This window comes from Clostridium guangxiense (genome assembly GCF_021043395.1).
GTDB lineage: Bacteria > Bacillota > Clostridia > Clostridiales > Clostridiaceae > Clostridium_S > Clostridium_S guangxiense.
In genome coordinates this window covers 60986-84789 of the sequence record NZ_JAJNKE010000008.1, presented here as the reverse complement: position 1 = coordinate 84789, position 23804 = coordinate 60986, and the positions used below count along the sequence as shown (strand labels likewise).

Genomic DNA, 23804 nt, shown 5'->3' with positions numbered 1-23804 from the left:
TACATAGTTGTAGTTCAACTATAATTGAACTACAGCTTTGTTATAAACAAGTTAATATTAAAATTTTTATATAAAGTCACAAAGTTTTTATACAAATCTACAAATTGTATATTATAGTTATTCTATATTTTTACTTTAATTCCTCCTATTATATTATTGAATTTTTTTAATTTTCTTTAAATTCCGTTATTTCTAAAAATTTTTTATAATAGTTTAGCATGAGCCCAGCTGTAGTCATTTCTGCCCTTGGTATTATACTATTAGCTATTCCTGTATATTTCATTTCCCTATTTAAAACAGCATTATATTTATTATACACCCTACTGGAAAATTTTGCATTATTTTTGACATATTTTTCTATACTGCTTTCTTCTATTACTTCAGATGCTTTTTCAAATTTATACCCTGAAAGTAATTTTCCAATAATCCATAGTTCAAATTTCCTATGCTTATCTAAGAGCCTATTATGAACATGCTGCGGTACCGTAGAATCTTGAAGCACGTGACATGCTACTCCAAAGTAAAATAGAGATTTATTTTTGTCTCCACATCTTAGAAATTTTATAGACATGCTATAATATTTCTTGCATTCCTCGAGGGCATTAGAAAATCCAAAAAGCCCCTTATTCTTCTCATAATGAAAAAAGTGATTTGATGATCTAAAATCTTGGTCTGCCCAAACTGTACCCTCATTTATAACACATAAATTCTTACTAAAAAATTTATATTCTTCTTGAAAGCAATTTTTCTTTAATATCTCCACAGCAACTGAATTTATGTGTTTGTGAACTATACATGTAGTTTTAATAAATATTTTTTTAACTGGATTAGCCAAAAAATATATTCCTCTTACAGTCTTTCCAAACGCTTTTTCTGTTGTAATCATAATTTTTACCTCCTAATTTTTTTTCATTCCATATATAAGTATCACTAATGCTGAGATTCCAATAGCTGCAACTATGCAATATAAAATTTTTTTATCTACAATAAGAAGTGCATTTTCATGATACTTATAAAATTGTAAAAGACATCCTTCTTTAGAATCAAGCACATAAATTCCATCTTTATAAATTCTAAAATTTTCCACATAAGATTTATTAGTGAACATAATATATTTATTCATCTTATTTCCATTTATGCATATAATGTTACTATCCTTTTTATCATATGCATATATCAAATCTTTTAATCCTAAGACTCCACTTGAATCCACATTAACAGCACCCAAACTCCCAAGTTTGTCATATTCATATAAAGGTGCTGGAGGATTTATATTTGGTACTTTATCTAATATTCGCTTTGTTCTATTTTTAAATTTAGGTGAATCTACAGGATCACCTCCACTATAATCTGGCCATCCATACCATTTTCCTTTTTCTATTGAATAGATATAGTCTACATCTCCCTTAATTGGTCTTAATCCTCTATTCTCCATTCCTCCAACTGATGCTATTATTTTGCCCCCGCTTGTAAAATCCATTCCACATATATTTCTTATTCCCCATGCATAAGTTTCTGCGGCTTTTGTATTTATATTTATAATAATCACAGAACTATTTCCCGGAAAATGATTAGGTATTATTTGTCCTCTTATATTCGAAGTTTTATATGGAACAAAGGCACCAGTTTTATCCTTTCCAAAATTAATTCCTCTTAATGTTATGCTATTTGGTGTTATATCAAAACCATATGGGTTTATGCTAGTCCATTTATTATCATTTCCCACAATTCCACTATTTGTTGCTGAACCAATGGAAGCATATATATAATCCTTATAAACTTTTATTATAACTTTTTTATAGTCTCCAAAGTTCGGTATATTTGTCACTAGTTCTTTAAGAGTTTTACTTTGAAAATCATAACAGTATATTCCATGTCCTTTTGCCACATATAGCTTACCCTTATAGCATAGAATTGACATTATTCCTTTGGTATCATCTCTTATAATATCAACACTTTTTCCGCTGCTATAAATGGCTTGTATTTTATTATCATATGCAATATAAAAAGTACCATCTTCTCCTCTATCAAAATCAACCGCTTTATTAAGCCCTTTATATTTAATAGAATAATTCATATTTTTATCAGTACACTTAACATTGTATGTAGCATATAGCTTATTTACAATAAAGTAAGATAGTAAAATTAGTATGCAAACAACACCTAAAGTTTTAATTACCTTTTTCACTTTCTCCTCCTAAAAAAAATCCTCTCACCTTTAATTATATTATGAAGGTAAGAGGATATTCATTATATTTCATCTAAAGTCAATTGTATATGAATTTTTTCAACATCTCGCAGTATTTTAAATACTTTTGAAAGCACTTCATTATTAATTTCCTTAGAATACTTGTTGTAATACTTAACTGCATGCTCTTCTCTCATTGATGCAGCTTTAAGCAACTTTTCATCTGTATCATAATTGCTATAATCCATGTTTCTAAGTACAGGCTTATTATTAAATCCACCGAGGCGCATATGTATCTTTGCGTGTTCATATTCAATGTTACTAAGAGATTTGAACATAGCTTCTACTTTATCACTTTTACACATTTTAGCTGCTTCTAAATAAAAATCTCCATTAAAGACTTCTAGTTTAACTGCATGGTCAACAATTTTAAGAGTGCTTTCATCAAATTCTTTTGGATTTACATTATAAACTTCCCTTGATTCAGAAAAGTAAATACTGCTTGCACCACAAAAAGGACAATAAATAATACTGTTTTTCTTATTTTTATCAATGAAAGCTTCATTATTAAAATTATAATTATTTTCATTTACATACTTACCACAAACTAAACATTTTATATTAGTCATGTAAACTCCCCCCAAAGATGTTTTATAAATATTATATATTTACCAATATAATAAATCAAATACATATTTATATATTGAATTTCATAACTATTTATAGTGAAACCAGTTCAACTAAAAACTATACATATACAATTTTACATAATGATGGAGGATGATGTATGAAACTTGATAAATTTTATGAAGATACTATTGTGCTTACAATATCAAATTTTGCTACTGGAATTTTAAGATTCATTTTTTCAATAATACTTTCTAAAAAACTTGGCGCAGAAGGTGTTGGCCTTTATGGACTTATAATGCCTGTCTACGATTTATTTTGCTGCCTTGTATGCGGAGGCTTAATTGTGGCAATATCAAGAAAGGCTTCAATATTGTATGGTAATAAAGATTACAAAAATATAGTTCTTTTAATAAAAACTTGCTTGATTTTTACTTTTATATGGTCTACGTTTGTATGTATAATTTTGTTTTTTAATATGAATTTTTTAGCTAACGTTATAATTAAAGATTCAAGAACAATATATTCACTTGAAGTAATATGCCCTGCTGTTCTATTTATTGCTTTATCATCTGTATTTAAAGGATACTTTTATGGCATATCGAAGGCAAAAATACCTGCATACATAGATATTTTTGAAAAAGCAGTAAGGGTTTTAGTTGTTATAGCTATAATAGATTTGCTTATGCTTAGGACAATAACCAAAACAGTAACAGCAGTTTATGCTGCCTTAAGTCTTGGTGAATTCATGAGCCTTATTTTCCTTTACTTTGCTTTTATTATATCCAGCAGAAAACTAAAGTCATCTTATACCACACATGAAGGAAGAGGACAACTCCTTTTTGATGTACTCATTGTTTCTATTCCTCTTTGCGTAAATGGTTTTGTATCTTCAATACTTTCTGCTGCTTCAACGCTTATCCTTCCAAGAAGACTTGTTTTTGCTGGATTTCCATACAAAGCAGCTCTTGAAATGATAGGAAAGTTTTCTGGAATGGCTCTATCAATAACTTTTTTCCCAATGATAATAATTGGTTCCATGGCAACAGTTCTTGTGCCAGAAATCTCACAAAATATAAATCAAAAAAATACATTTGCCGTAGAAAAAAGAATATCTGAGGTTCTAAAAATATCCTTTTTTCTAGGACTTGCAACTTTAATAATATGCCTCAGTATACCTGAACTTCTTGGTAGGTTATTTTACAATAGAAATGACCTTGGAAAATACATAATGTTTTCAGCTATTTCGCTGCCATTTTCATATGTATCTGGCTCTACATTTGCAATATTAAGTGGAATAGGAAAGCAGACCAAGATTCTCATAAATTCTGTAATTATATCTATTGAAGAGTTAATTCTTTTATATGTGCTTACAGGAATAAGCTTCATAAATATATATGGATACGGTATAACCCTTATAATTACAGGCATTACAAGCTATATTCTTAACATGCATGACATAAGAAAATTCTGTGAAATACACTTTAATTTAAGTGATATATTTATAGATATACTTTTAAGTATATTTTTATATTTAGTTCTTGGAATAATGAACAATTTAATACCAGATTCTTATTTCATAGCTAAAACCATTTCAATAATATGTGCTGGATTTATATTATTTTTCCTATCGCTTAAAACAATTAGAAGGAAATTAAGATGATTACAGTTTTACATCTTGATAAATGTTCATAAGCTTAGTTAAGGTTAATTCATCATAATTGTGTATTTCCGTGAAATAATCGCCATTCCTACATGAAACTAAAGAATACTGTAATGGTTCTTCTAGTTCTTCAAAGCAAGCTATAAACGAAAAGTCATCCCACTCTTCCATCTTAAAATAAATCTTAAAGGGTGACTCTATAGAATTACTCTTAACCTTTTGAACTCTTAAAAATAAGCGCTTATTTTCTCTTTCAAAAAGCATATTAGAATCATAATAAGGAATCTCATAAAACAATCCTTCTTTTTTATGAGGATTGCTCATATCTATTCTTGGGATATCAAAAAAATCTTTATTCATAAGAGCACTAAACAGCCTAAGACCCATTTCATAAATTTTTTTCTCATCTTCGTCTAAATAATATATTCTAGTTTTTTCGTTTTCTAGCATTTTAATTATAACTTCATTAGCCATTTAGCAATTAATCTCCTTTTGACCTCTATATTTTTACTATTTATTATAACTTATTTTTGTAATTATTTATATATATATAATAATATATCTTTAAAAACACATTATTTAAATTTACTTTTTTACATTTTTAACAAATACAAAACTAATATTTAAATCAAGATTTTTTTAGTCTTGCCGATTGAATCCTCATCCTTTAAGGATTATAATGTATGTACTGGTAATACGTACATTATAATTGAAATAAATGTAAAAGGGTGTGTTTAATATGGGTAAAGTATTATTTTTAAATATACCAGCCTATGGTCATGTAAACCCAACTTTGGGTATTGTAAATGAACTAGTTAAATCAGATCAAGAAATAATTTATTTTTGTACTGAAGAATTTAAAGAAAGGATAGAAAAAGCGGGTGCTGTATTTAAAAGCTATGGAAACACAATGAATGATCCAAATACAAATAAAAGTCACTTTAATGTTCAAAATATAAATATAGAAACTGCAGCGAAATTCTTTAATAAAAAACTATCTTCTTGTGAAAAAGATATTGAAAGTATTTTAAATCAAACAAAGGGTATAAAATTTGACTGCATTGGTTACGCATCTGTTTGTCCTTTAGGTAAAATCATGGCACAAATATTAAATTTACCATCATTTTCTTCTTTTGCAGTATTTGCTACTCCAAAAGAAATTGCGCCTAAACTTGTTGATGAAATTAATGAAGAAACACTCAAAAAATTTCCTGTTATGAGTACTTATAAAAAACTTTCACATAATTTAAAAGAAAAATATAACATAACAATACCCAAAATTATGGATTTATTCTTTAGTAAAGGCGATATAAACTTTGTATATACATCTAAATTTTTTGTTCGTCATATTGAATATTATGATGATACTTTTAAATTTATAGGACCTCCAATATATGATAGAAAAGAAAGCATAGATAATTTCCCATACTCGGAAATTCAAGGTAAAAAAGTTATATATATTTCTCTAGGTACAGTTTTCAGCGGTGTTAATATTGATCTTTATGATATATTCTTTAAAGCTTTTAAAGATGAAGATATAGTAGTTGTTATGACCGCCTATAATGTTGATTTGTCTAAATTTAATATACCTCAAAATTTTATAGTTAGAAATTACATTTCTCAAAGCGAAATTTTAAAATATGCAAGTGCTGCCATAACACATTGTGGAATGAACAGTACAAATGATTTGTTATTTAATAATGTTCCATTTGTTGCAATACCATTAGGTGCAGATCAAACTTATATGGCTTCAAGAAGCGCTGAACTCGGAGCATGCATTGTTCTTTATAAGGACAAGCTTACTCCCGAACTTTTAAAAAATTCTTTGCATAAGATATTAGCAGATCCAAATTATCATAAAAATATTAATAAAATAAATGAATCCTTTAGAGAGAGTGGTGGATACAAAAGAGCTGCCCAAGAAATATTAAATTTAAGCTATGTTTTAAATAGAGATATAGATAGACAACTTGAAAGGTTAAAATGACTAGTTCCAAATTAATTCTGTTAAACTGGAATTTGTCGAGCTGAGTGAAGGGTTTTAATTCGCCCTGCTCATTAAAAAACTAACTTTTTCACTTATGTGAAAATTGAAGGGTTTGACATAGCTTTGCTTGTCAAAGGTGAAAGTTTTTGCCACAGCAAAAGGTTAAGGAATATTTTTCTCCGTTTCTCTACGAAAAATAAATAATTTAAATACGTTAAAGATTTTCCGTAGGGAAACGGAGGAAAATCAACCTTAGCTTTTTATTGAAGATAAAAAAGTTCACCTTTTACGTGCACAGCACCGTAAAACCCTTCACTATAGTGCTCGACAAATTCTAATTTGTCAGGATAAAGCTGGAACTTATAATTTTCAAGTTTCAAGGTGTTTTATCTTTATAGGAGAATATGATAAACTATCGTACTATAGACATAATCGCTTTAGGTATGAGTCTTTTAATCTTGTTAGGGAAGGAATTCAAATCACTTTTTCTAATTCCCCTAATAAGTGCAAGGAAAATAAAATACACAAAAACTCCTGCTACTATAGCAAAGATTACTGCTACAAGATTGTCTAAATAAGGCTTTTTTATTATAAGACCCATTAAAAAATTAATCACAGAATAAACTACACATACAGCCCCCCCCATTATAATCGATGCCACAAGTGGTTTTACTGCATGTCTTAACATTCTAACTCTTATTTTCATAGATTTTTTTATAAGTCTATAATTCAAAAATATAGTTGTACTAAAACCTAAAACGCTTCCTACAACAGTTCCATATACATTTATTTGAGGCATTGCAACTAAAATGTAATCAGCAAATATCTTTACTATTATACCTATTATAGAATAAATAGTTACATTATATATTTTCCCAATCCCTTGAAGTATGCTTGTTTGTATTTGAACTAAAGACATAAATATAAGAACAACTGAACCATAAAACATAAGTCTAAATCCTTCAATAGGATATATAAGTTTATAAACTGGAAGACTCAAAATTGAGAGTCCAACAGCAGATGGAACTGAAATTAAAAAACATATTCTAAAGGCATAATTTATTTTTTGTATAAGAACTTTTTTATCTCTTATAGCTGCAGAAGCTGAAATTGATGGTAAAATAGTAACAGCAAGACTGCTTATTATTGCAATTGGAACATTTATAAGCGTTTGATAATTTCCAATGGTGCCCAAAAGAGCTTTAGCCATATCATCTTTTATGCCTCCAGCTAGAAGTCTAGACATAGTAATTGATGTATCAACTAAGTTTCCTGCATTTTGCATTCCAACGCATACAGTTATCGGTACACCATAATTAGCTATTTTAGTAAGTATTTGCTTGTTGGTATGCTTTATGGTTTGCTTTTCATAATATTCCTTTGGAATTCTGAAATGTTTGTTTCTTTCATAAGCTACTATAAGATAAATTGCTGAAACAAAAGCTCCAACTGTAGTACCAACCGTAGCTCCAGCACAAGCAGCAGCTTCTCCATATTTGAGAAGCATTGCAGCAAATATTAAGGATAATATTGTATTTAAAAGCTGTTCCATAAGCTGAGAAATAGCTGTCGGCGTCATATTGCCTCTTCCCTGAAAATACCCCCTGTAGGCTGATGATACAGACGTACACAATATAGCTGGACTTAATGCTATTACCGCAAGATATGCTTGTGGAACTTTCATTAAATTAGAAAATAATCTAGCTGCAAAAAATAATATAAACGACATAGAAAAGCCTATTATTACAAGTACAAATCTAGACATTCTAAAACTTTTCACAGCATCTCTATAGTTTTTTACTACTATAAATTCTGATACTAATTTAGATATTGCAACTGGAATTCCAGCATTTGTAAGTACGTAAATAAATACATAAATTTGATATGCCGCATAGTATATTCCATAAGTTCCATTACCACCGAGTATTTTTACTAGAAATGGTAAATATAAAAGTGATAATATTTTTCCAAGAATTGTTGCCATGGATAATATCGCAAAACCTTTTGCTGTAGACTGTTCTTTCATAAAACTTACTCCTTAAAATTTAAACACATCTTTTTTTACTTTTTTAAATATAGGTGGAAGAGATTCTGCTATTGTTTTATTTTCCATGTAGCTTAATTTCTCAGGGCAATCCCTAAAAACTAATTTATACGCATACAAAAATTGAAAGTCAAACCCAAACTTATTATTAAAATAAGCATTTATCTGTTTTTCACCGTACTTAGCATCACCAAGAATTGGATTACCTAAATGACTAAGATGTGCCCTAAGCTGGTGACTTCTTCCTGTTAAAAGCTCAATTTCAATAAAAGAAAATGATCCACAGCTTTCTATGTTTTTTACCTTCATGGAAATTTTTTTAGTGCCTTCTCTTTCTTCATCAAATACTACAGATATGTTTGAATCCTCATTTTTATGTATATATCCTTCATAAATTCCATCTTTTATTTTACCCTTTACGAGAGACAAATAATATTTTTCTATTTTTTTGTCCCTTATCATCTCATTTAAAATTTTAAGTGACTCAAAATTTTTACCATAAACCACTATACCAGAAGTATTCATGTCAAGCCTATTGCAAGGTGCTGGAATAAAAGTAACTTCTTCTTCAGGTCTATAGTCCCCCTTATCATATAAATATGAAAGCGCATAATCCGTTAAAGTAGGTGCTCCATTTGGCTTATTTGAATGCACAAGCACTCCAGGCCATTTTTCAACTAAGAGCATATTTTCGTCTTCATAAACTACTTTAAAATTGTTATCTATTCTCTTAAATTTTTTCTTTTCAGGTGATGAGCTTACATATTTTACTAGCAGCACATCACCTTCTACAAGTATATATTTGTCCTTACACTTGCTTCCATTTACCCTTATATCGCCTTTTCTAAAAGCTTTATATATAGCACTTAGTGGAACATCATTAAGCCACTTTCTTATAAATTTATCTGCCCTCTGCCCTGCTTCGTTTGGTCCTATTGTTATTTCCATCTTTCCTCCTGTGAATATTATATTATTTTTGTGAAAGTTTTTTTAATGCTTCAAAAGCTGCTTTACATTGAAGTGCTGCCCCTATATGAAGACAATTTTCATCAATATCAAATAAATTTCCATGAGCCGGGTTTATTATACCTTTTTTTTCATTTTTAATTCCAAGATAATAAAATACTGATGGTCTCTCCATAGAAAAATATGCAAAACTTTCTACGCCAAGGCTAGGCTCTTCAAGCTCTATTACGTTTTCCTTGCCAAGGAGTTCTTCTGCTTCTTCCTTCATAAAACTATACATACTGTCATCATTATAAAGACATGGGTAACTCTCTTCTATATTTACTTCTGCTTCAGCTCTCATAGAATTTGCAACTCCTTTAACAACTTCTACAAGCCTCTTTTTAACAAATTCCCTGTCTTCACTTTTCATTGTCCTTATTATACCACCTATTTTAACCTCATCTGGCACTATGTTTCCAGCAGTTCCTCCATGAATATATCCAATTGTTATTACAGAAGGATTTGTAGGTGAAATTTCTCTACTAACTATAGTCTGAATTACGTTCACCACATTACAAGCAATGGTAATTGGATCAACGCCTAAATTGGGATGTGCTCCATGAGTTCCCTTTCCTTTTATTAATATTTGAAATGGATTAGACGCTGCATTTACTACACCTTTTTTTATGCCTATTTTTCCGCAATCTATAGTTTCTGAAACATGAAGCCCTAAAACCGCATCTACCCTTGGATTTTCAAGTGCTCCCTCTGAAATCATAATTTGTGCTCCACCCGTAGTTTCTTCTGCTGGCTCGAAGAATAACTTTACATTTCCACAAAGTTCATCTTTCATGCTATTTAAAAGTTTAGCTGCTCCCATAAGTATAGTAGTATGTGCATCATGTCCACAAGCATGCATTTTACCATCAACTTTTGAAGAGTACTCACATAATTTTTTATCCTTTAGTGGAAGTGCATCCATATCACCTCTAAGAGCTACTGTCTTACCTGTATTCTTTCCTTTTATAATTGCGCATATTCCTGTTTTCGCTGTTTCTTTATATTCTATGCCTTCCTTTTGTAAAAACTCTTTCACCTTACTACTGGTTCTTTGAAGTTCAAATCCAAGTTCAGGATTTTGGTGAAAGTCCCTTCTAATACCAATAAGCTCTTTTTCAATTTTTTTTGCTTCATTTAAATAATCCATTTTGTTCCTTCTTTCTTTTAGGCTTTGTTTTAATAGTCATTTCCATCTAACTTCAATAATATCTTTATCATGCAGTTCATCAAAGAATCCAACATTATTTCCATTAAGTTTTAAAACAAGACTTCCTTTAGGTATTGTTAAATCAAAATTAAAGAAATCAAATATATCTACAAATTTAAATTTATCTTTTCCTGTTAATTTTACAGGAGTGTCATTTATAACGACTACTATTTCATTATTTGAAATTTCTACTTTCTTTTCTTCGTCAACTTTAACTTCTTCTTTTTCCTCTAATTTTATATCTTCCTTGGGCACTCCAAATTTTGGTACTTCAACATAAATTTCATCATTAGGGGTATTTTCTTTATATGTATATATTCTGTCATCCTCGCTTATAACATAATCATCATTTAATCTTTTGTTATTTAAATAGTACTCTTTATTTAAATCCTTATCAAAATATTTTATGTAGTGAAGTAACGTTGATGGATATATAGTTTCTACTTCATCACCTTCATGTATTTCACTATCCAAAAAAGCTTTTTCTCCATTTATTAAAAAAATAGGATCAAAATTTACAATGTTATCATCAACATAAAATCCAACACTGCAAAGCTTATTTATGTAATTTCTTATTAAAGGATGTGCATCAGTACCATCCTTTGCATATTTAATTTCTATTTTATCATTTTCTTTTATCTCTGAATCTATATTTGAAATAATACCATTTACCTTTATTTCAGCATTTTTAGCCACTGTGCCAAATGCCACTCTTTTATCACCATTTAATGTAAACCTTATATTTTTCCCGTTTTTGCCTATTAAAAGTCTAGGATTTATTCCAGATTGCACAACAACATCCATAACACTATGAACTCTTGAATTAAATAAGCTTACTATGCTGTCATTAAGCATAACATCTATAAAATCATTACCTAACCTTCTTATAGCTACAAGTGCTATACCAAGTACTGTAACCCCAGTACTTTCAAGTGAGTTATCTGTACATATGCAATCTGTTACTGCATCTCTTCCCTTTATAGCAACTCTTTGAACTTGAAGCCCTAATTTTTCTGCTATTAATTCTTTTACAAGAGGCGTATGAGCTCCTCCACCAACAAGAAACAGTGCATTAGGAGCTTTCCCCCCATTAAGCTCTATTATTCTCTTTGCCACTTCTTCTGCAAGCTTTTCAACTGTAGGCTTTATTGCTTTTATAACTTCTTCAGTTTTTACTGATGCCTCAATTCCAAGTACATCTGTATACTTTATTTCACCATCTACAGTGCATTTTCTTTTTATTGCTTCAGCAGTATTAAAGTCCACAAGATAATTTTGTGCTATAACCTCTGTAACTTCATCTCCTGCTATAGGCACCATTCCATAGGCACTTATGGTGTCCTTTGAACTTATAGCTATATCTGAAGTTCCAGCGCCTATATCAACAAGTGCTATATTTAAAAGCCTCAAATTTTTAGGAACTGCCGCTTCCATTGCTGCAATAGGCTCAAGTGTTAAATTGCTTACATTTAAACCCACTTTTCTAATTACGGTATATAGACTATCAACTACAGATCTGGGTAAAAATGTAGCTATAACCTCAGCTGAAGCACTATGCCCTTTATGTGATAGTAAATTAGACATAGCATATCCATTTAAATAATAGCTCTTTACACTATATCCGACACAATAAAGCTTTCCTTCCGTATCTTTATTTACTTCTTCTTCTGCTTTTTTTACAGCTGTTAACTCAATACTTCTTATTAAATCATTATCTATTTCTTTATCTTGATCTATTTCAATTTCAGATTTAACTTCAGCAGTTCTAAGAAACCTTCCTGCAGCTGCAATAGCCACATTTTTAAGTGTAAGACCAATTTCATCCTCTATTTCAGTCTTAATTTTATTTACAGCTTTAGCTACAAGACCTATATCATGAATTTGACCATCTACCATGGCTCTTTCTTCATGTTCTGTATACTTTTCAGCTATTACGTGAAACTTTTTGTCTTTTACAATTCCAACAGTTCCAATAACTGTTCTTGTTCCAATATCAAGTGAAAAGACTAAATCTTCTAAATTAATATTCATAAGTTCCATATCCCATCCTTCATAAGTATATTAAAATTATATAATACTAAATTGAAATATTCAATAAATGAAAATTTGAACTTGATTTTGGAAACTGCTGCATCAATAATTAATTCAACTTTTGTAGTTCAAAATACTGTTGCTTAGCCCTATTTTTTTATAACTTCCTTTATTAATCCTTTTTTATAAGCTAAAAGTAAAAGCTTAAGCTCATGCAGTTGTCTTTTAAGTTCAGTTCCTATGTCAGTGTCTCCAACTCTTTTTCTTTTTACTGCCTTTTCAAATATAACTGTAGACGATAATATATCCTTTTCTTCTGCAATCGCCTTTTCTGTGGACTCAAAAAGCTCATGGGACACAAGTTGAAGTCCAAAAGAGTTATATATTAGAGTATATCCTGCAATTCCTGTTTTACTATGATAAGCTTTAGAAAACCCGCCATCTATTACTATGAGCTTGCCTCCTGCTTTTATAGGATTTTCTCCATCCTTTTTCTTTACAGGGACATGTCCATTAATTATATGCGATTCATTAGGATCAAGATCAAATTCATATAAAATTTTATTGCATATTTCAGCATTATCTCTATAAAAATAATATGGGTCCTTTTTCTCATAATGTGTTTTGGTATCATCAATAAAATACCTTTCAAAGGTAGTCATTTTTTCTTTACCAAAAAGTGGTGAAAAAGGTCCTGTCCATAGATACCAAATCATATCAACAGCAACTTGTTTTTCTTTTGAGCTTGTTTCGTAAAAAAAGCCTTCTCTAGCCAGCATATCGAGCTTATCTAATAGAGCTTTTCCACTATATTTTTTATCCCCTATAATAACTTTTCTAAAACTTCCATCCTCATTTAAAGGTATACATCCATGATAAAGTAAATTTGAATTAAATTTTAAATATAAACTCCCATGAGAAAACAAAAAACGAACATGTCTATTTAATTTTTCACTATTTACGAAAGATGACCTTAATTTTTCAATTAATTCAACTTCTTCATCTAAAAGTTTATAAGGATTTTCTGTATCTATAGTTGGAAATTTATTATCATTAAGTTTATATTCCTTTCCATAAAGCTTTATAGTCCCATTTTTAAAATCTATATTATTCAAAAGCAGTCTATAGTCCATTTTAAATTCTTGGTGTCTTTTAATAACTTCTCCTTCAAGCTTAAATTGTATTATTGCAATAGCTTTATGCATCTTTGCAATTAATTGCATTTCCTTTACAGTATAATTTTTTTCTGTCTCAATTTTGGGCAAAAAATTCTCGCATGAATCATCGCCATAAAATTCAACTGCAAAAGTAGCAAGAGGTAAAAGATTAATTCCATAACCATCTTCTATTGTAGATAAATTAGCATATCTTGCAGAGTTTCTAATTACATTTGCTATGCATACAAGTGAACCTGCTGCCGCACCCATCCATACAATATCGTGATTTCCCCACTGAATATCCACTGAATGATATTCTTCAAGTTTGTCCATAATTATATCCGCACCTGGACCTCTGTCAAATATGTCTCCTATAATATGAAGCCTATCTATTACTAATCTCTGAATAAGTTTTGATATGGCGATTATAAAGTCTCTTGCCCTATCTATGTCTATGATTGTATTTATTATTTCATCATAATACTCCTGCTTATCTACTCCCTGCTGCTGTTCATGTAAAAGTTCTTCTATTATATATGAAAATTCTTTTGGAAGAGCTTTTCTTACCTTTGAACGAGTATATTTAGAAGAAACATTTCTACAAACCTCAATAAGTCTATAGAGTGTAATTCTATACCAATCATCTATATTTTTTTGCTGTCTTAATACTATATCTAACTTTTGTTCTGGATAATAAATTAAAGTAGCTAAACTTTTTTTATCTTTCTGCATTAGTCTATTTCCAAAAATATCATCAATTTTTCTTCTAATTACTCCTGAAGCATTTTTAAGTACATGTACAAATTGTTCATATTCCCCATGAACATCAGAAAGAAAATGTTCCGTTCCTTTTGGCAAATTTAATATGGCCTTAAGATTTATTATCTCAGTTGCCGCCTCGTTAATTGTTGGATATTGCTTTGAAAGAAGCTTTAAGTATTTTATACATTTATCAATACCTTCATTTTGCACATCATTTTTAAGCTGCATACATTCATCCTCCATATATGAAACTAGTCACTAAATACTTATATTCATTATAATACAAGCTGATTAATATATACTACACAAAATACTAAATTATCTTTAGTTACCTTTACAGATAGTTTATCTTATGGTAAAATATGGATATTATATTGAAGGTTTATAGGGGGTAGAAAATGATTTATAAAGAAGATATAGAAGATTCAAGCGATGTAAAGAAACATTCAGAAGAAGGTAATAAATTAAATTCATCAGATCTTTATTCTAAAATAATAGAAACGAACGAAAAGTTAATAAAGTCTAACATTGAAATTAACAATAAAGTTGACAAGCTACAAGTGCTTTTAGATAGCCAAGAAAAAAAATTAAAAGCAAAAGATGAAAAACTTATAAACTTAATTATATCTGAAATATATTCAAATAATTCTCAAAATACAGGTAAAAATAACATATTTAACAATATATTTAAGAAGTTTAAAGGTATTGTTGAATAATATTAAATAAACATAATTGTCGTTAAACTCCAATATTAAATAGAGAATGAAAGCTTTTAAACTTTCATTCTCTATTTAATAATCCTAAAACTCTTTTAATCCTTTACAACATTTATGTCATTAAGATTTTTATCATAATTTCTAAAGTATAGTTCCATTTCTTCTAATGACCTTCCTCTAGTTTCAGGTACAAATTTAGCTACACATGCTATACATACAAGTCCAAGTGCTATAAATATTATAAATGTTTTAGAAAGTCCAAAAGCTGCTATTAGTACAGGAAAAGTCAAACCTACTGAAAAATTACCTATCCAGTTAAAGAAAGTTGCAACACCAAAACCAATTCCTCTTACTCTGAGTGGAAAAATCTCAGATAACAAAAGCCATGTTAATGGTCCTATAGTAGCTTGATCAACAGCAAGGAACATCATAGTCAAAGTAATTATCATATAAGGTAGTACAGCTGCACCTGCAAACACATGCGAAACTATAGATATAATAAGCCAAATTACAGTGGTTCCACAATATCCAAATATTAGTACAGTTCTTCTATTGCACCTGTTTGCCATTACGTGCATATAAAACCATGATGAAATAACAGACATAACTCCATTACCTATATTAGCAATCAAAGCTGTTTTAGTTCCAAAACCTGACTTTTCTAAAAGAGTTGTACCATAATACATCATTACATTTACTCCTGCAAACTGCTGGATAATTGCAATTACGCATCCAATCACTACAATACGACGTATCCATGGAGTTCCTAAATCCTTAAAAGTAGCACGTTCCAAATGCTTTTCTGATTCAATGTTTTTCTGAATTTCTTTAATTTCCACTTCTGCTGCTGCTTCGCTGCGTACTTCCTTCAAAACCTCTAGAGCCTCAGCAATTCTTCCATTTGCTGCTAACCATCTTGGAGTCTCAGGAACTACTAACATACCAAACCACAAAACTACTGCAGGAATTGATGACAACGCTATCATATAACGCCAAATACCAGGATTTTGAGAAACGTTACCCAAAACACCATTAAACACATATGCTAAGAGCTGTCCTGTAACAATCATAAGTTGATCTTGTGAGACAAGACTTCCTCTTATTTCAGTAGGTGCCATTTCTGCAAGCAATGTTGGTACAACTACTGATACTCCACCTACTCCTAATCCAACTATAAATCTACATACAATAATAACTGCTGCAGTAGGAGATAAAGCACATCCTAAAGTTGAAAGAAAGAAAATCGCTGCAAGTAATTTTAGAATTTTCTTTCTTCCATATTTATCAGAAAAACGTCCCATAATTACAGCTCCCAAAGCTGCTCCAAGCAATAAAGAACTCGTAACAAATCCTTCAGTTAAAGGTGTAAGATTAAGTTGATCCTTTCTAGATATAAAACTAAGTGCACCATTAATTACCCCACTATCATAGCCAAATAAAAGTGATCCAAAAGTTGCTAATATTGATATCTTTCTTAAGAATTTTTTCTTACCTCTATCCTGTTCCATTTCGGTTCCTCCCATTTATTTACATACACTTTGACTTAAAACCCTATTTTCTAAAATATTTCATCACTTTAACTATTGATTTTTTAATCCATATAGTATATCTTTTTAGTGTATGAGGATTGTTTTAAATAGCTTTTTCTCATTCATTCTAAGCATCCTTTTTATTTTATACGCGAAACCGTTATAAAAAGGATGCTTTATTGCACAGATCTTTTCTTTACAATTTAGCTGTTTTACGAATATACTCTCTACCTTTAATTGCATATTCAAGCGGATTTGCTATGGATGGATCCTGCTCTGCTTCAACTAACATCCATCCTTCGTAGTCACTATCAGCAAGAACCTTAAATATTGGTTCAAAATCTATGCATCCATCTCCAGGCACTGTAAATGCCCCCAATCTAACCCCTCTAAGAAAACTTAAACTTTCCTTTTTCACTTTTTCCTTCATTTCTGGTCTTACATCTTTTAAATGTACATGCTTTATTCTTTTTGCATATTTCTTTACTATAGCTACAGGATCTTCTCCTGAATATACTAAATGTCCTGTATCAAATAATAAATAAACAAGGTTATCATCTGTCATATCCATAAGTTTGTCTATTTCTTCAGTAGTTTGAACTACTGTTCCCATGTGATGATGGTAAACTATCTTCATATTTTTTTCTTTTGCAAGTTTTCCAAGTTCATTAAGTCCATTTGCAAGCATTTTCCATTCTTTTTTATTCATATGGTATTTTCCTTCAAATATAGGAACATCCATTTGTCCTTGTATACTGTGTCCTTGCTCCGATACAACTATTACCTTCGCCCCCATGGCATGTAAGAAATCCCTATGTTCAATAAAAGCTTTTTTGGTTTCTTCAAAAGGTTTAGTTGTTAAAAATGAACTGAACCAAGCACTTGCTATTTGTAATCCTCTTAAGTCAAGAGCTCTTTTTAAAACCTTTACATCTTTAGGATATTTATTTCCTATTTCTGTACCTTTAAATCCTGCAAGAGCCATTTCACTTACGGCCTGTTCAAAAGTATTTTCTTTTCCTAAATCAGGCATGTCATCATTTGTCCAACCTATTGGGCAAATTCCTATTTTTACTTTATCTTGATTAAACATCTTATAATTCCTCCTACCTTTAGGTTTAATATTCTATCTCTGATATTTTAACAGGTCTATTCTCTTCTAGAGATTTCCTAGCTGCAAGGCCTATAAGTACAGGCTTCAAGCCATCATCTGCATTTACTGGAGTGTCTTTGTCATTTACTATAGCATCAATAAACTCTCTTATTTCTTCTGCATAAGCTTGCATATATCTTTGAAGGAAGAAAAACATTGGTTTTTCACCTTTAACTCCATCTTCTGTTGATATGACTGCTGAGGAATCCGAATCATTTGATATAGCAACTTGACCTTTTGATCCGAATACTTCTGCCCTTTGATCATATCCATAAGCTGACTTTCTTGAGTTATCAATAACTGCCATTGCTCCACTTGCAAGTTTTAAAGTTATTATAGCTGTATCTATATCTCCAGCTTCTCCTATGGCGTTATCAACCAAAACATTTCCTGCGGCATAAACTTCAACAACTTCACTGTCCATAAGGTATCTAACCATATCAAAATCGTGTATTGTCATATCAAGAAATATTCCACCAGATACTTTTATATAACTAATTGATGGTGGTTCTGGATCTCTTGAAGTTATTTTAAGTATTTGAGGCTGGCCTATTTTTCCCTCAGCAACAGCTTGTTTAACAGCTTTAAAATTATGATCATATCTTCTGTTAAATCCAACCTGATATTTAACTCCAGGATTCTTCTTAAGTTCATCTATAACCTCTTTTATTTTAGACACATCGTGATCTATTGGTTTTTCACAGAAAACATGCTTATGAGCTCTTATAGCTTCTATTGAAATTTTTGAGTGAGTATCTGTTGAAGAACAAATTAAAACAGCATCAATTTCAGGATCTTCTAATATTTTTTTGTAATCAGTGTATGCATATGGTATTCCTTTTTCCTTAGCCCACTCTTTTTGAGCTTCATTTAAAAATGGATCAGCTATTGCTTTGATTTGTGCTTCCTTTACATACTTTGTTATACTTTCTCCATGTACCTTTCCTATTCTTCCTGCACCAATAATTCCAACCTTTAACATATAATACATCTCCTTAAAATTTATAGTTATTTTAAATTTATTTAGTGTTTTAAAATGTTAACCAAATTCATTTAGTATTTTCTTGCATTGCTTAAAAATTTTTGTCTTTTTATATAAGCATTTTGTATAGACTCTTTATTCGAAACTTCAGCAACACCAACATGCCACCAAGCATTATAACCATCTGTCATAGTCTTAGGTAAAATCTTTATATCAATTAAGGTAGATACACTCTGATTTTTAGCATCTTTCAACGCATTTTTTAATTCATCAATAGTCTTTACTGTATATGTCTTAGCTCCATATCCCTCTGCACATTTTGCAAAATCTATAGGAACATAGTCAGCATTTAGTCTATTCTGTTCTTCATTTCTAAATCTAAATTCTGTTCCAAAACTATCCATTCCATTTGCCATTTGCAGATTATTTATGCATCCAAAGCCACAATTATCAAACAAAAGAACATTTATTTTCTTTCTTTCTTGAATTGAAGTTATAAGTTCTGAGTGCAGCATTAAATAACTGCCATCACCAACCATGGCATATACTTCTTTATTAGGTTCTGCAAGTTTTACACCCAAAGCACCTGATATCTCATACCCCATGCATGAATAACCATATTCCATATGATAGCTATATTTCTTGCTTGATCTCCACAATCTTTGTAAATCTCCAGGAAGGCTTCCAGCTGCGCCAATAACTATATAGTCACCATTAAGCTCTTCTTCTAGAAATTTATTAATTTGTCCTACAACAGTAGTTTGTGGAAGTGCTGATCCATATATTTTATAAAATTCTTTCAAAAATCCTTCATTTTGCCCAGCTATTTCAGGTTTAAAATCTGCTTTGGGATATTCAATGCTATATAACCTCTTTACTTCATTTGCCCATTTTTCTTTTGCTCCTGCTATTTCATTTGTATATGAGCTCTTATATCCTAATTTTTTAAGAGCTGCTCCTAATTGTTCAAGACATGCCTTAGCATCTCCTACTACCTTTGTCCCATCCATTTTATAAGCATGGAATACAGAAGCATTTACTGTAACAAAGTCAACATCTTTATTTCTAAATAATTCCTTCGAGCCTGATGTAAAATCGGTGAATCTAGTTCCAACGCCTATTATAAGATCTGCACTTTCAGCTATAAGATTGGCTGCTAAATTTCCTGTAACGCCAACACCTCCAAGATTTAATTCAAAATCACTTTCTATTGAACTCTTTCCAGCTTGAGTTTCTCCAATAGGTATATTAAATTCTAAAGCAAATTTTTTAAGTTCTTCACCAGCTTCTGAATACTTTACACCACCACCACAAATAATTAGCGGCTTTTTCTTTAAAACTATCAATTTAATGGCATCTTCTATTTCCTCATCATCTGCTTTTCTTCTAGGAATTACATGTATCCTCTTTTTAAAGAAATAATCTGGGAAATCATAAGCTTCCCCCTGAACGTCTTGAGGTAGAGCAATACATACTGCTCCTGTATTATCTACACTTGTAAGAACTCTCATAGCATTTATCATAGCATTCATTAATTGTTCAGGTCTGGTTACTCTATCCCAATATTTACATACGGCTTTATAGGCATCATTTGTGGTAACAGACGCATTATTTATATGTTCAACCTGCTGAAGTACAGGATCTGGCTGTCTTGTCGCAAAAGTATCTCCTGGAAGTAATAAAACCGGTATATTATTAGCAGTTGCAGTTCCAGCAGCTGTTACCATATTTGCTGCCCCAGGTCCTACAGATGATGTACAGGCATATATCTTTTTCCTCTTGTTCTGCTTTGCAAATGCCACAGCCGCTTGAGCCATGCCTTGTTCATTTTTTCCCTGACGAACCTTAAGTTCTCCAGAATCCTGCTGTAATGCTTGACCAAGTCCTAACACATTTCCATGTCCAAATATTGCAAATACTCCCTCTATAAATTTATCTTCTTTTCCATCAAATCTTATATATTGATTGTTTAAAAATCTAACTAGCGCTTGAGCTGTAGTAAGCCTAATTGTGCCCATTTCAAATCCCCTCCTATTCTTCTTTACCAGTTATTTTTCAGGCCATATTTTCACATCTTTATCCCATAGCCATTTATGTTCATCCACATCTATCCTATCAGTCCATGGATTATCTTTAAGGTGCCTTATCATCCAGCAATAATACATAGCATATCCTGGTGCTGATGTTTGAGGATGCACATCTCCTCCATGTATGGCAACAAAACTATTATCTGATATCTTATGTGCATCATCTCCTGTAAGGCATAACCCTAGTCCTTGAGGTTTATTAAATTTATAGTAATAAACTTCTGGTTGTGGATGATAATGTGGAGGATAACTTGACCATTTACCAGGATAAGTTATAACTTCTCCCATTACCATATTAGAATAAGGGGCGTTGTGATAGTCAAATACTGTTCTTACCACCCTTCTTGCAGTATCATTCCATACTCCCTTTCCAAAAACATCACTTTGGCAGTCATTTGGAGAATAAAACTTTGCTTCAAAATCTCTTTCATTTTTTGCAGCCTGATATACTATTTCACTTTCTTCCTCAGCTTTTACTGTTACTTTTGTGCCATGTGGTACATGAAGACACCATGGATCCTCATCAAATACAGAATGCCTTTCCATAACTTTCTTGTTATGTGACCATTCTATTTCTATTTTCCCTGTTAAAAGAAGCACAGCTATTTCCTTTTCACTTTCTTCATAAACTTCACTTGAACCTTTTTTTAATTTGTTTACGGAAATATCCATAAGCATTTCTTTATATGAACCATCTATGCTACATATCTTATTAGCTCCATATTTTAAAGAACCTAACTCACCAAATTTACTCATACTCATATATAAATTCCTCCTAACTCTAAGCTCTTGCTACCATTTCTCCATATTCAGCCTTTTCCGTCATTATAAATTCCTTTATCTCATCAGCTGTAGGCATTGCATCTGAACAGCTGTGGCTTGCAACAAGCATTGCAGCAGAAGCACTACCAAACTCAAGTGCATCCATTATGTCCCATCCTTCTAAAAGTGCATATATAAATGCAGAACCATAGGCATCTCCACCACCAAAGGATTTTAAAAGCTTTACAGGGAAAGGTTTTATATTGTAACTCTTTCCGTCGCTTGTATATGCCGTTGAACCATCTTTACCATGTTTTATAACCACAATTTTATTTCCATATCCAATCCATCTTTTAGCAGTTTCTTCATCACTGCTGTCATTTGCAATTAGTCCTTCCATAAGATCAAATTCTTCTCTTGAGCCTATTACCAAATCACTACTTTTTCCAACTATAGAATAATAAATTGCAATTTCATCTTTATTATGCCAATTATATTCTCTATAATCTATATCGAAAATAACTACTGTATTATGCTTTTTAGCATATTCTAATGCTTTTAGGGCAGCCTCTCTAGATGGACTTTGTGCTAATGCTGTTCCTGATATTGAAATAGCCTTTGCATTTTTTATATATTCTTCATCAATTTCATCTACATTAAGACTTAAATCTGCAATGCTATTTCTATACATTAAAATACTGCTCTCTATAGGACTTAATATTTCTGTAAATGTAAGTCCTAAGGATTCACCATTTTTTGCTCTACAAATTTGCGATGTATCTATTCCTTCTTTTTTAAAGTAATCAATTATAAAATCACCAAATCTATCATTTGATACCTTTCCTATAAAGCCTACTTTTTTCCCTAATCTTGCAAGTCCAACTGCTACGTTTGCAGGCGAACCTCCTAGATACTTTTTGAAAGTTGTGCTTTCAGCCAAAGTTTTATTTATATCTACTGGATTAAAGTCTATTGCTGCTCTTCCAAGTGGTATTACATCAAATTTTCTATTATTATCAAATTCAATATACTTCATTTTTATCCCCCCTACGCTTTATTTTCAGTTCCAAATATTTCAATATGCTTCTTTGCATTTAGGTAAGCGCCATTAATCTCAGCTTCATGCAATTTAAAATAATCAACGCTGTCACATTTTTCACAAAGCGCCTTTACATTTCTAGCGACAGACATAAATGTAGCAGTTGCTATATTTATCTTTCTGATTCCCAAAGATACACATTTTCTAAAATCATCAGCACTTATACCTGATCCTCCATGGAGTACTAGTGGTACGTTTACATTCTCATCTACATCTTTAAGCACTTCAAAATTTAAATTAGGTGAACCCTTGTATACTCCATGGGCATTTCCAATTCCTACAGCCAGTGCATTTACGCCCGTTTCTTCAAAGAATTTTTTCGCTTCACGGGGATTAGTATACATGGCCGATATTTTTTCAGAGCCGTCTTCACTTCCACCAACCCTTCCTATTTCAGCTTCTACAGAAGCCCCATATTTATTTGCTTCCTTTATAACTTGTTTTGTCAAATTTATGTTTTTCTCTAATGGATATTTTGATCCATCCATCATAACAGAAGTAAATCCTAACTTAAGAGCCTCCATTATGCATTCCATACTAATACCATGATCCAAATGCACTGCCACAGGAACTTTAGCATTGATTGCTGCTTTCATCATAACAGGTCCTATTAATTGAAGCGGAGAATAAGGTAATCTTACTTCTGCAATTTGAAGTATAATAGGTGCATTTAATTCTTCTGCCGCCTTTATAACTCCCATTACCATTTCCATATTTGCAATGCTAAAAGCTCCTACTCCATAACCTTTTTTATCTGCTTTAGTTAGTAAATTTTCTAATTTTTCTAATGACATAAGCTTCG

General features: G+C 31.0%; 19 protein-coding genes. 3 read left to right on the top strand and 16 right to left on the bottom strand.

The genetic code is table 11. The features are described from left to right. Window positions 1–166 precede the first annotated feature (166 nt). The 3 genes from LQK79_RS07455 to LQK79_RS07445 all read right to left on the bottom strand — a co-directional run bounded on the left by LQK79_RS07455 (window position 167) and on the right by LQK79_RS07445 (window position 2817). Window positions 167–886 carry a zinc dependent phospholipase C family protein gene (locus tag LQK79_RS07455; RefSeq protein ID WP_231016097.1) on the bottom strand — a complete coding sequence of 240 codons (720 nt, stop codon included), beginning with the start codon at window positions 884–886 and terminating at the stop codon, window positions 167–169. 12 nt (window positions 887–898) lie between these two features. Beyond that, entirely contained in the window at window positions 899–2188 is a 1290-nt protein-coding gene (locus tag LQK79_RS07450; RefSeq protein ID WP_231016096.1) for a PQQ-dependent sugar dehydrogenase, read from the bottom strand. Between the two features lie 62 nt (window positions 2189–2250). Continuing rightward, the gene (locus LQK79_RS07445; RefSeq protein WP_231016095.1) at window positions 2251–2817 is read right to left on the bottom strand and encodes a ferritin-like domain-containing protein; all 567 of its coding nucleotides are present in this window, start codon (window positions 2815–2817) and stop codon (window positions 2251–2253) included. 158 nt (window positions 2818–2975) lie between these two features. On the opposite strand from LQK79_RS07445, the gene spoVB reads away from it, so the two are divergent. Beyond that, window positions 2976–4478, top strand: a complete 1503-nt coding sequence (spoVB, locus tag LQK79_RS07440) for a stage V sporulation protein B (protein ID WP_231016094.1) — start codon at window positions 2976–2978, stop codon at window positions 4476–4478. On the opposite strand, the gene LQK79_RS07435 is transcribed toward spoVB, so the two are convergent. Next, the gene (locus LQK79_RS07435; protein WP_231016093.1) at window positions 4479–4952 is read right to left on the bottom strand and encodes a hypothetical protein; all 474 of its coding nucleotides are present in this window, start codon (window positions 4950–4952) and stop codon (window positions 4479–4481) included. It abuts the gene before it with no gap. A gap of 265 nt (window positions 4953–5217) precedes the next feature. Here LQK79_RS07435 and LQK79_RS07430 point away from each other — a divergent pair, with 265 nt between their 5' ends. Continuing rightward, window positions 5218–6465: a macrolide family glycosyltransferase gene (locus LQK79_RS07430; protein WP_231016092.1), complete on the top strand. Its 1248-nt coding sequence runs from the start codon at window positions 5218–5220 to the stop codon at window positions 6463–6465. A gap of 412 nt (window positions 6466–6877) precedes the next feature. Here the strand turns inward: LQK79_RS07430 and LQK79_RS07425 are convergent, their stop codons facing one another. The 5 genes from LQK79_RS07425 to LQK79_RS07405 form a co-directional block, all read right to left on the bottom strand. Then, on the bottom strand, window positions 6878–8491 hold the full coding sequence (locus LQK79_RS07425; protein ID WP_231016091.1) for a putative polysaccharide biosynthesis protein: 1614 nt from the start codon (window positions 8489–8491) through the stop codon (window positions 6878–6880). Between the two features lie 12 nt (window positions 8492–8503). Beyond that, on the bottom strand, window positions 8504–9457 hold the full coding sequence (locus LQK79_RS07420; protein WP_231016090.1) for a pseudouridine synthase: 954 nt from the start codon (window positions 9455–9457) through the stop codon (window positions 8504–8506). Between the two features lie 22 nt (window positions 9458–9479). Continuing rightward, complete coding sequence (locus tag LQK79_RS07415; protein ID WP_231016089.1) at window positions 9480–10664, bottom strand: M20 metallopeptidase family protein; 1185 nt, start codon at window positions 10662–10664, stop codon at window positions 9480–9482. 36 nt (window positions 10665–10700) lie between these two features. Then, the gene (locus tag LQK79_RS07410; protein ID WP_231016088.1) at window positions 10701–12764 is read right to left on the bottom strand and encodes a cell division protein FtsA; all 2064 of its coding nucleotides are present in this window, start codon (window positions 12762–12764) and stop codon (window positions 10701–10703) included. 140 nt (window positions 12765–12904) lie between these two features. Further along, window positions 12905–14902: a fructose-1,6-bisphosphatase gene (locus LQK79_RS07405; protein WP_231016087.1), complete on the bottom strand. Its 1998-nt coding sequence runs from the start codon at window positions 14900–14902 to the stop codon at window positions 12905–12907. A 170-nt stretch (window positions 14903–15072) separates the two neighbouring features. Here LQK79_RS07405 and LQK79_RS07400 point away from each other — a divergent pair, with 170 nt between their 5' ends. Beyond that, window positions 15073–15390 carry a hypothetical protein gene (locus tag LQK79_RS07400; RefSeq protein WP_231016086.1) on the top strand — a complete coding sequence of 106 codons (318 nt, stop codon included), beginning with the start codon at window positions 15073–15075 and terminating at the stop codon, window positions 15388–15390. 95 nt (window positions 15391–15485) lie between these two features. Here LQK79_RS07400 and LQK79_RS07395 read toward each other — a convergent pair whose 3' ends face one another. From LQK79_RS07395 to LQK79_RS07365, 7 genes are all read right to left on the bottom strand, one after another. Then, window positions 15486–16898, bottom strand: a complete 1413-nt coding sequence (locus tag LQK79_RS07395) for a sugar porter family MFS transporter (RefSeq protein ID WP_231016085.1) — start codon at window positions 16896–16898, stop codon at window positions 15486–15488. Window positions 16899–17115: 217 nt separating this feature from the next. Continuing rightward, a complete protein-coding gene (gene iolE / locus LQK79_RS07390) occupies window positions 17116–18012 on the bottom strand; it encodes a myo-inosose-2 dehydratase (RefSeq protein ID WP_231016084.1) in 897 nt (298 codons plus the stop codon). Between the two features lie 25 nt (window positions 18013–18037). Then, complete coding sequence (gene iolG, locus LQK79_RS07385; protein ID WP_053241394.1) at window positions 18038–19054, bottom strand: inositol 2-dehydrogenase; 1017 nt, start codon at window positions 19052–19054, stop codon at window positions 18038–18040. A gap of 71 nt (window positions 19055–19125) precedes the next feature. Then, the gene (iolD, locus tag LQK79_RS07380; protein WP_231016083.1) at window positions 19126–21072 is read right to left on the bottom strand and encodes a 3D-(3,5/4)-trihydroxycyclohexane-1,2-dione acylhydrolase (decyclizing); all 1947 of its coding nucleotides are present in this window, start codon (window positions 21070–21072) and stop codon (window positions 19126–19128) included. Between the two features lie 30 nt (window positions 21073–21102). Beyond that, complete coding sequence (locus tag LQK79_RS07375) at window positions 21103–21903, bottom strand: 5-deoxy-glucuronate isomerase (RefSeq protein ID WP_053241393.1); 801 nt, start codon at window positions 21901–21903, stop codon at window positions 21103–21105. Window positions 21904–21922: 19 nt separating this feature from the next. Continuing rightward, window positions 21923–22939, bottom strand: coding sequence for a 5-dehydro-2-deoxygluconokinase (gene iolC, locus LQK79_RS07370; protein WP_053241392.1), 1017 nt, complete (start codon window positions 22937–22939; stop codon window positions 21923–21925). 11 nt (window positions 22940–22950) lie between these two features. Next, window positions 22951–23796: a class II fructose-bisphosphate aldolase gene (locus LQK79_RS07365; RefSeq protein WP_231016082.1), complete on the bottom strand. Its 846-nt coding sequence runs from the start codon at window positions 23794–23796 to the stop codon at window positions 22951–22953. Between the last annotated feature and the right edge of the window lie 8 nt (window positions 23797–23804).